Annotated in this window: 12 protein-coding genes; all 12 read right to left on the bottom strand. The window is 37.6% G+C overall.

What is annotated here, in order from left to right:
- Positions 1-332 (bottom strand): GlcNAc-PI de-N-acetylase (locus COS96_02605; GenBank protein ID PIU43780.1); only part of this gene is annotated, 332 nt, incomplete at its 3' end.
- Positions 333-376: 44 nt separating this feature from the next.
- Positions 377-1,108 carry a hypothetical protein gene (locus tag COS96_02600; protein PIU43779.1) on the bottom strand — a complete coding sequence of 244 codons (732 nt, stop codon included), beginning with the start codon at positions 1,106-1,108 and terminating at the stop codon, positions 377-379.
- A 44-nt stretch (positions 1,109-1,152) separates the two neighbouring features.
- The gene (locus COS96_02595; GenBank protein ID PIU43778.1) at positions 1,153-2,151 is read right to left on the bottom strand and encodes a hypothetical protein; all 999 of its coding nucleotides are present in this window, start codon (positions 2,149-2,151) and stop codon (positions 1,153-1,155) included.
- Positions 2,138-2,386 (bottom strand): hypothetical protein, encoded by a 249-nt coding sequence (locus tag COS96_02590; GenBank protein PIU43777.1) that lies wholly within the window; start codon positions 2,384-2,386, stop codon positions 2,138-2,140. The genes COS96_02595 and COS96_02590 overlap by 14 nt, the downstream gene beginning before the upstream one ends.
- A complete protein-coding gene (locus COS96_02585) occupies positions 2,365-4,083 on the bottom strand; it encodes a hypothetical protein (GenBank protein PIU43776.1) in 1,719 nt (572 codons plus the stop codon). Before COS96_02585 ends, COS96_02590 begins: the two co-directional genes overlap by 22 nt.
- A 29-nt stretch (positions 4,084-4,112) precedes the next feature.
- Entirely contained in the window at positions 4,113-4,544 is a 432-nt protein-coding gene (locus COS96_02580; GenBank protein ID PIU43775.1) for a hypothetical protein, read from the bottom strand.
- On the bottom strand, positions 4,528-5,172 hold the full coding sequence (locus COS96_02575) for a hypothetical protein (GenBank protein ID PIU43774.1): 645 nt from the start codon (positions 5,170-5,172) through the stop codon (positions 4,528-4,530). Before COS96_02575 ends, COS96_02580 begins: the two co-directional genes overlap by 17 nt.
- Positions 5,157-6,191: an N-acetylneuraminate synthase gene (locus COS96_02570; protein PIU43773.1), complete on the bottom strand. Its 1,035-nt coding sequence runs from the start codon at positions 6,189-6,191 to the stop codon at positions 5,157-5,159. Before COS96_02570 ends, COS96_02575 begins: the two co-directional genes overlap by 16 nt.
- Positions 6,192-6,202: 11 nt before the next feature.
- Positions 6,203-7,219: a hypothetical protein gene (locus COS96_02565; protein ID PIU43772.1), complete on the bottom strand. Its 1,017-nt coding sequence runs from the start codon at positions 7,217-7,219 to the stop codon at positions 6,203-6,205.
- Positions 7,216-7,428 carry a hypothetical protein gene (locus COS96_02560; GenBank protein PIU43771.1) on the bottom strand — a complete coding sequence of 71 codons (213 nt, stop codon included), beginning with the start codon at positions 7,426-7,428 and terminating at the stop codon, positions 7,216-7,218. Before COS96_02560 ends, COS96_02565 begins: the two co-directional genes overlap by 4 nt.
- 3 nt (positions 7,429-7,431) lie before the next feature.
- A complete protein-coding gene (locus COS96_02555) occupies positions 7,432-7,881 on the bottom strand; it encodes a hypothetical protein (protein PIU43770.1) in 450 nt (149 codons plus the stop codon).
- Between the two features lie 106 nt (positions 7,882-7,987).
- Positions 7,988-9,013 carry a UDP-2,4-diacetamido-2,4,6-trideoxy-beta-L-altropyranose hydrolase gene (pseG, locus tag COS96_02550; GenBank protein ID PIU43769.1) on the bottom strand — a complete coding sequence of 342 codons (1,026 nt, stop codon included), beginning with the start codon at positions 9,011-9,013 and terminating at the stop codon, positions 7,988-7,990.

Below are 9,013 nucleotides of genomic sequence, written 5' to 3'. Positions count from 1 at the left end.
GTAAAAATAATATCAGGGTTAACTCTCTTTTTTATCGTCTCGACTGTTTTTACCATATCTAATAAAGCTACAGAATCAAATCTGTTATCCGGAAAATCAAATACAAAAGCATCTTTGACGCCGATTATTTTACTTGCTGCTTTCATATGGCTTTTCAGTTTTTTTATCTCTTCTTCATTTTTATATCTATCTCTCTTTTCATCTCTTGAAGTAATGCCTTCCCCAAGTATAAGCGTATAAACGGTATTACCTTCTTTAACAAATCTTGCAATAGTTCCGCCGCATCCAAGAACCTCGTCGTCAGGATGTGCGGCAACAACAAGCACATTCATAATGGCGCCCTCATGTCCTTTATTTTTGGCAGTTCGGTCATATCTCATCTCTTAACTAAATAGACAGTCGGCTGGCGGGCAAATGTGATGTTATGCATAGAATACTCGCCTGCACCTTTGTCAGATAGAAATTCGATAAGCGCTTTTCCCTCGCCAGGCCAGAAATTTGTCAACGCCTCGTCCATAACAATAATTCCGCCGGGAGCGATCCGCCGTGCCGTAAACTCAAGAGCAACCCGGCATGGCTCGTAAAGGTCAAAATCAATATAAACAAGTGAGAACATTACATAAGGGTTGTCTTTCTCAAACTGTGGAATGGTTTTCAGTGCGTCACCCTTTATCAGATGCACCCAGTCGCCTATGCCGAAGAAATCTATCATTATACGCAACAGTTCTTCATCGCCCTTATAACTGCCGATATGTTCCGGCAAGCCCTTATCCTCCGGAGAGAACGTCTGCAGACCTTCAAAGCTGTCAAACCCATAAATATGTTTATATGTATTGGGCTGCAAAAGCTGCAGTGCTTTCGCCATGAACATCAGATTCGCCCCTCTCCAGCAACCAAACTCCGCTATATGACCAGGCACATCCAGACATTTCTTCATTATTTCAAAGACCGCCAAACGGATGCCAAGTGTCTGTATGCCTGCATAAAGACCAAAGTGATCGGCAACTTGCCAGAGATAAGGGATATTAAGTTTTTCAGCTAATTCCTTCCGCTTTTCAAGATAAATCCTGTCATCCCTTTGGAATTTTTCTATTATATCCTTTGCCATTTATAGTCTCCGTCCCATATAACTGATGTCAGTATATCCGTCAATTAAAAAGCGTCAGAATAGGACATCGCCATGTCCCATCTGTTATAATTAAAAATTTCATTCAAATTATCCAAGTCTTCATCAAGCGGCTTAATGCCAAAGTTTGTAGAAAAGCCCTTCTCAACAAAGCCGATATCATTGTATGCTCCCCTTGCTGCGCTGTTGCACCATGCAGAAACCACATCCACTCTGTTTTTGCTAAAATAGCTGACGGCATGTCTTATCAAGACGCTATCAAGACCTTCGCCAATAATATTATAGTCTATTATATGACCGTACAGAAGCCCGCTTTTTCTATAGAATTTCAGCGCCACCCAGCCGATAATGCTTTCACTTCCGTCTTTTACCAGATAAAAAGGATAATGCTCCAATGGATGACGGAAAAAGCGCCAATTTACAAAATCGTAAGTCCGCTCTATATGAATCAAGTTTTTATATTTATCACTGTTTTTTGACCAGACATTATTAAATACATCCTTATATCGAGATAAATTATCTACTCTTTGAAATTTTATTTCAGAGATTTCTTTATAATTCAGCTTTACATGCTTCAAAGCCAATTCTAAGGCATTAAATTCTTTAATCAACTGCCAACCCATCATTTTATTCTTTAACGGCCAGATGTTGTTGTTGGGGAAAGCGTAAATGAAACTTAAACCATTTTCCTTGCTAATACTCCATACATTGTTTAACAACTCCCACATTAACTTGAAATTCCGGAAACGCGGATGAATAACCAACTGGGCGCCAAATCCGGCCTTAAATGATTTATCTTTGTATATTAGGCTGAACACCATCACTGCATAGTGCCCAACAATATTTTTATCGCAATCCTCTGCCACCAGAGAGATGCTCTTAGAGAAAGGACTCTTCAGATTTGCCCATTTCCAGTAATTAACCGTTCTGGGATTATCAATTGAAACACGGAAAAGGTCGGTAATCTGATTCTCATCGCCCTTTCTATATGCCCTCACACCAGTTCTAAGATTACTTTTCTCCATCAGATACCCCAAATTCTTTTAGCTGTTCGTATATCTTTCTAACTGTTGTCGCTTCTACAATTTGTTCAGTTTTAAACTTGACCTTAAAATTCTCTTCTATTCTTAAAATAAGCTTGAGATGCCCTAATGAATCCCATGCATCCACAGAGCCTGCCGACAATTCATCAGTAACCTCTGAAATCGGCATTCCTAATTCCGCAGCGATAAGCCCTTTTAGTTCATGGCAGAGGTCCATTTATTCTCTCCCGCATCGCTGCAAAAACTATTATCAATTTGTATCCACTCATTCTTTTCTAAAGAATCCTCCGCAATGTTAAACACCCAAGATTCAGAATCATTTTTATTTTTTCCAAGTAATTTAAAATTATTTTTTTTATATAGGTACTTAGCCGCAGAGTTTTTGTGTGAGGGAATATATTCGCCTATCACCTTTTCAATAGCCCTTTTCCGAAGCATTTCAATTAAATAATGGATAAAAAAATGCTCTACGGTTCGACCGATTACCCGGCAACTGAGAAGAAATGTATCAATATAACAGTTTTGCCCCTCTATTTTTACAATCATAACGCCTATAATCCCGTTTGGACCAAAACGGTCATTAAGTTCCAGACTGAGCACCATCCAGTCTTTACTGTTCATAAAAGCAAGCACCTCATTTTCGCTGTATCTTCTGGTTGTAAGATTAAATTGATTCGTCCTTTGTGTCAACTGAGCTATTCTTTTAAAATCATCTCTACTATCAATTCTAATCACAGCTCTCATGTCAAGCGATTCATAAAAATCTTCCAATGTCGCTGCTTTCCCTTCCATTTTTTTCCTATTAGAATCGGCGTGATAAATTTCCGTCCTTAATTTATCTTCATTGGTAATTATGACATTATTGAAATATTTAAATGATAAATCTATAAACCACCGGCTCAGATTAACAGGGTCTTCCGGAAAATCAGGAACAATCACCTGAGGTATCTCGCTTTTTACCATCTCTCTTTCAAAGGGGTTATCGTCTATAAACACAAAACTGTCAGTTCCCAAATTTAGTTCTGCTGCTATATCTTTTATATTTTTAATCTTATTTTCCCAGTTAATTTTTAATGCGACAAAATCGTCCTCTTTTAATTCCATAAACTCATTTTTCTCAAATACCTCTCTTACATCCGTTAAATTATTTTTACTGCAAATACACAAGAGTATCCCTTTATGTTTTAAAACCCTTATCAGTTTCTGAAAATCGTGATATGCCCTGCCAATTCCTTCATTCCCAAGTTTTATCCCGTTTATGCCATCCTCTCCGATAACGCCTCCCCATAGAGTATTGTCAAGGTCAAGCACAAGAACCTTTTTACTTTTGCCAAGATAAGCCTGCATATATGAGCAATACAATTCAGATAAAGACTTTAATCCCTGACTGCTGAATTTAATCCTGCCTATATGCCACAACCTGTTGTCATATACCATCTCATATCCGTATCTTGAGACAAACCCGGCAAAATCTATTATCACAACCCTATCTGATGCTTTAAGCTCCTGCACCCTGCTGTTAAATCTATCCTGGAGTCCCGCTATGGTAAACTCTGCATTATAGTCCATCGCCCCTAATATAGTGGGCCTTCTAATAAAAAGGTTATTTACAAAAAATGTAATCTTCCCGTTAGCGTTGACAGCGCTTTTTATCTGCAAACTAATATTCTTTATTTCACTGTCAATCAGCCTATCTATATCATCTTTTTTATATTTTAACGGGTCATAGATAATATTTTGAAAAAGTTCTTCCCCGTCAATAAAAAGAACAGCCGCATCAAATTCTCCCGTATTTAAAGTCGAATTCGGATTTATCATTTCTTGGATATACTGATTAAAGCCTGTGATATGAAAATCGCCTCTAATGCCTGCATCATCAAGATATTTTTCAAGTCTCGGAACCATTAAATCCATATTAATATTACTAAGCAGGGCAACTTTCACTATTTCTTCTCTACCAGCTCTACCAACCCCAAGTGTTTTATAAATAAAAATGCTATTTTACTGTTACCAAATGCTGCGGCAGGTATCGGGCTGCGCACCTCAACAGCGCCTTTTTCCTTTAGTTCTGAAACTGCATCTTCAATGCATTTAGTGCTGAAACAAAGATGATAATAAGAAATATTCTTGTTAATCATGTTATCAACAGGCGATTTTTTGCTGCTGTCAAGAGACTCTATTAATTCTACTTTGGCGCCCGAGAGGTTGATAAATGAAATCCTTATATTCTGAAGCGCGTCTTCATAAATTTCCGGGACTTCCTTTAAATTAAAAATCTCATTGAGGAGATGCATTGATTCACTTATGCTGTTTACCGCAACGCCTATGTGTTCAAACACGATATCGCTGCACAGAATGTCATTTCCTGAACTCATACTCTACGACCTCTTCTTTCCTCCTTCTAAAGATATATCCTGAGCTCCCAAAGGCCTTAATGGAGCGTATGTTATCTCCCTTTATCCTCGCTACTATCTTGTGTTTGCCAATAGAATCTGAAATAAATTTCTCCGTACCCTTCAGTATAACGACCTTGCCGAGTCCCATATATAAATATTCGGGATTAAGGTTAACACTTACATTCAAGCTTTCTTTATCTATGAACTCAAATTTGAGCGTCCCTGTGCTCTTACCATGCTGCAGAGCAACGTTACTTTTTATAGCACGGCCCTTTTGTCTCATAATAAACCATTCCATGCCGTTTAAAAAAATAGGCTTGCCGCATTTCCTCTGCAAATATTCAGGATTAAGATTAACGCTAATATATATGCTCCCTTCATCAGCAGGCTCAAATCTAATCACGCCTATTTTTTCCCCGGACTGCATGGCAATATAGATTTTAACATCATTGTTTTTTAATCTCTCAATAAGCCATTCTTTATGTTCATCAGAATCAAGCTCTGCTTCATTAAAAAAATGCCTTCTGATTTCAGGATGATTCCGCCATCTAAAAAGGTCATCGCTGTCTTCTATTTCAGCTTCTCTTATCTCTATAACATTTTCCATGTTATCCACTGGTCTTCGCTGATATCTATTTTAGCGTTCAGTCCTGTTACAGCATCAATAAATTTTGGTTTTATTCCATATCCGGGCCTCTTCACAACAAGCATATCCTTTGTTATTTCCGTACCACTCTTGATATCACATGCCGCATGGATGCTTCTTCTCGCCTTTTCATAAAACTCCATTTCCTCGGTTTTTGGGCCGAGTTTTTTGCCGTCTCCTGCTGCCTTCTCCACATCCCTTACCTGTTTCACGAGTTTCATTAAATCATCAGGGTTTAAAGCAAATGCATGGTCAGGACCTTCCATTTTTCTGTCCAGCGTAAAATGTCTTTCAATAACCTTTGCTCCCATCGCCGCAGCGGCAATTGAGATATGAATCCCCTCTGTATGGTCGGATAATCCGGTGATAACATTGAACGCCTTTGCAATCGTCTCCATAGATTTCAAATTCATTATTTCACACGGTGATGGATATGTAGATGCACATTGAAGAAAAATTACATTTTCATTGCCTGCCTTTACGCAGGCAAGGTAGGCATCTTCTATTTCTTCCATGTTTGCAAGCCCGGTAGAAATTATTAACGGCTTTTGTTTGCAGGCAATATAATGTATCAGTTCCAGGTCAACAAGCTCAAAGGAGGAAATTTTATAAAGTGGAGCGCCAATATTCTCCAGTAGTTCCACCGCCTCATAGTCACATGGCGAGGCAAAAAATATAATCCCTTTTTGGTCAGAATAATCCTTAAGCTCTTTCAGCCATTCCCTCGGAATCTCCAACTTCTTGATGAGGTCATACAGGCGCTCCTTGTATCCTGAATGGAGCGGCGTTTTTTTTGAATAATGTTTTTCGGCGGAGAATACCTGAAATTTTATTGCATCTGCTCCTGCATCTGCAGCTGCTTTTATAAGTTTCTTCGCTATATCAAAATCGCCGTTATGATTGGAACCGGCTTCGGCGATGACGTAAGTGGGATGCCCCTGTCCCAAAATCCTATTCCCTATTCTTATCTCAATCTTCATAAGAACTCCTTTTAATAAGGGAAAATATATGTAACGTAACTCTCTTTAAACCCAGCTTTTTGAAAGGCTTTTATCGATTGTATGTTTTCTTTTTTAATTTCAGCAATAATCGGCTTAGTCGGGCTCTTTTCTTTAATAAATCTGTCTGTACCAATTCTTATAATTTCAGCGCCAAGCCCTTTCCCGATATAATCGGGGCTTAACAAAACGCTTGTCTTTATTGCGTTCTCCTTGTTTTCAAACCTTACAGTGCCTATCTTTTGCGCCTGACAATATGCCATATATATTGTAGTTTTTGAATCACCTATCTTTTCTTTAAACCACCTTTTATGCTCATCCCATGATATAGGTTTTGTATTAAAAAAATTCTTCCTGATATCCGGGTGATTTCTCCAGTTAAATAAGTCTTGCATATCATTGGCTTGGACACCCCTTAAACTTATCTCTCCATTCGTTATATTGTTCTCTGAGTTCTCTGATTGTTGTATCCCACCCCTTTTGTCTGATAAATGGTTCAAACATAATAAATTCTCTCTTGTAGTGGATGCTCCCCCCCCCGTCTGTCTCTTAGCTTTTATACCGCCGGATTTTATTTTCTCCCAGTTTTTCTTAAAGAGTTCCTGTATTTCATTATGTAATATTTCATAGGAACTTTTTAAAGTCTCTTTATTCTCATCTATAAAAACTTTCTTTTGAACAATAATATCACCTGTATCTATTCCTTCATCAATATAATGGATTGTAACCCCTTTAGAAGTATCTTCAAGAAAACTCCATACATTGGGATGATAGCCTCTGTTGTATGGAAGATATGAAATATGCAAATTTACTGCCTTACCGTGAACAAAATCAATTATTTCTTTTGATATAATGTATTTGTAATTGTAGCTGATTATAAAATCAGGGCTCACTTTTTTGACATCGTCTGCTGTGATTTTATCCTCTCTATAAATCACTTCTTCACCCTGCGACGCCATCCAGTCAGCAAGGTTACTTGCAAGATTTCCGCCTAAAAAAAATATTTTCATCGCATCAGATCGGAATCTTTCTTGTTCTTTCCAATCTTATCAACTATCTCTTCAATCGTAATATCTTTGAATATGTCTTTGCGTTCTTTAGTATAGTCTCCTTTTCCCTGCTCATGAAGTAAAATAAATTTAGTAGCTCCGGAATATCCCAATTCCTTTACTAAAACCATCCATCCTTTATTTTTTATTTCTGCCAATGCAAGCCCCATATTTTATTCCTCCAATCCAATCAATTCTATTAAGCTGACTATTTTGACCTTTATTGCATCCACATTCTTCTTGTATAACTTTATTATATCATCATCGCATGTGACAAAATAACACACATTCGCTTTTTCAGCTAATGATATATGCAATGCGTCAATATCAGAAAACCCTAAACTTTTAATAAACTTTGCTCTTTCAATACTTGTTTCATCTATTTCTGTAAACTCTTTAGCTAATTGGAAATAGGTGGCAACTCTGATCCTTTTATCTTCGTCAGGATTTTTATTATTTTCATATGCAAGCGCTTCTGAAATAATAAGCGTATAAGCTCCGTTCTCTATCTTTTCCAAAATATAAATAAAGGCGCTTGTCTCTAAGGCTACTCGCTCCTGACCTTGATAATCAAATGGTCTATTATAAACGCATAAATCCAGATATAGTTTTATTTCTGTCATATTAATAAGCTATCAGCAAGTTTTCTACTGCGTTCCTATAATATATTTTATCACCACTAAATATGTGCAATATATTACAATGGTATTGAAATATAAAAGCATTTATTTATGAGGCTGCTTTAGCTAAATCTACCTCAATTATTTTCTCAACAACTTTTTTTATACCTATCCCGTCTACCATTTCTTTACCTTTTAAGTTCATCTTTTCCCTTTTATCCGAATCTGCAAGCAAGTTTTCTACGGCATTCTTTATATCCATTTCCGTCACATCTTCATGCCATCCAAGATTTACTACCACGCCTTCTTTTCCAAGTTCTTCCGCTATATCTTTCTGATTATCAGCAAGCACCATGACGATAGATGGCAGTCCTAAACAGCACCTTTCCCAAGTAGTGCTACCGCTTGCGCCTATTGCAATGTCCGCTTTAACCATAAAATCCGCCATATTTTTTACATTATTGAAACACTTAGCGTTTTGCATCTCAGATATCATTTCTTCAATTTTGCTTCTATTTGGATTTGATGCTCCAAGAATTACATCAACTGAAATATCATTCCTTCCAAGCATTTTGATTCCTTTAAGCACTTTAGCAGTCTGATTTTCATGGTCTACCCCCCCCATTGTAACGAGAATTCGTTTAACCTCCCCTGCCCTTTCTTTTAAACTCATTCTTGCCTGAGCAAATTCTTGCATGAGGAGAGCATACTCAGGACCAAGCAGTTTCAGACAGTGAAGAGGCACAAAACCATTGTACCTGTTTCCTTTAACACTTATATTTTGATCAAGCAATATATCGCAGTCGTGGTATCTGTTTGCAAGGTCATCAATAACCATAATTTTTTTTACATACTTTCGCAGATAAGATTCCCATAAAATATCAATCTCGTAATGGTCTATAATCAGCCAGTCAATCAGTTCCGTCTGTTTCTGTAGTATCTTTTGGGTCAAATCCTTGTCTACAGACAAATCAATATCCGGCGGCAAAGGATAAACTCTATAACCTTTGTCTTCAATATGCTGGATTAGGTTTCCCGGCGCTTTGCGGCAGACAAAGCTTAAATCAGCCCCTCTTTCCATCAGTTCATCTGCAAGAGTGAGACAGCGCATTACGTGGCCTGTGCCGATGTCCAT

The organism is Candidatus Nealsonbacteria bacterium CG07_land_8_20_14_0_80_39_13 (genome assembly GCA_002779355.1).
Classification (GTDB): Bacteria; Patescibacteriota; Minisyncoccia; order Minisyncoccales.
The sequence above is the reverse complement of the archived record's forward strand: the minus strand, read 5'-3'. Positions and strand labels throughout refer to the sequence as shown.